The sequence below is a fragment of the Caldibacillus sp. 210928-DFI.2.18 genome (assembly GCF_020554505.1).
Taxonomy (GTDB): domain Bacteria; phylum Bacillota; class Bacilli; order Bacillales; family Caldibacillaceae; genus Caldifermentibacillus; species Caldifermentibacillus hisashii.
On record NZ_JAJCHL010000207.1, the window covers coordinates 1 to 701 of the forward strand.

The window sequence follows — 701 nt, forward strand, 5'->3', positions numbered from 1 at the left end:
GATATATGGAACGGAATATAAATTAACGGATTATCTGTAAACATCAGCGAAGAGAAAAGGACCGGGCGTACTTTGCCCGGTTTTTCTTAACCCCCCGTTACTAACCAGTGCCAATTTCACCTACCAACTCGAAGGCTTGTCATTACAATACAAGGTAATTACTTTTGATTTAAGAGGACATGGACGGAGTGGTTATTCAAAAGAGCCTATCACCTATCGGATGATTGCCAACGATATCGCGAAGCTCATGGACCATCTTAGTATTGAAAAGGCGGTAATCTGCGGATATTCGACGGGTGGTTCGGTAGTGTTGGAATTTTTGCTGTCTCATAAAGATCGGGCTCTAGGCGGGGTGATTATTAGTGGAATGTCCGAGGTTCGTGATTTTTATAATGAAAAAAGGATTGCTATCGCTAGGCTGCTGTCTAAAGCTAAAGCGAAACATCTGCTAGGATTGGCCGTATCATGGGGGAATTCAAATACATTTAAAACATTTACTAATATGTTTCGGGATGCCGTTAAGGGGGATCCACGAAATATTTGCCAGTATTATCTTTATAGTTTGCAATATAATTGTACGGACCAATTACATACTATTAGCTTGCCGGTTTAACTAAGGTAAAAACTAAGCATTCTTAATAATATGAATAATGACATGAATGTAGGCTTTTTTTCATACTATAAATAATGACATGAATGTA

General features: G+C 38.7%; 1 protein-coding gene. It reads left to right on the forward strand.

Translation table 11 applies throughout. The features are described 5' to 3' along the window. The first annotated feature begins 136 nt into the window (after positions 1 to 136). Positions 137 to 613, forward strand: coding sequence for an alpha/beta fold hydrolase (locus LIZ98_RS17585; RefSeq protein WP_082025941.1), 477 nt, complete (start codon positions 137 to 139; stop codon positions 611 to 613). The last annotated feature ends 88 nt before the right edge of the window (positions 614 to 701 follow it).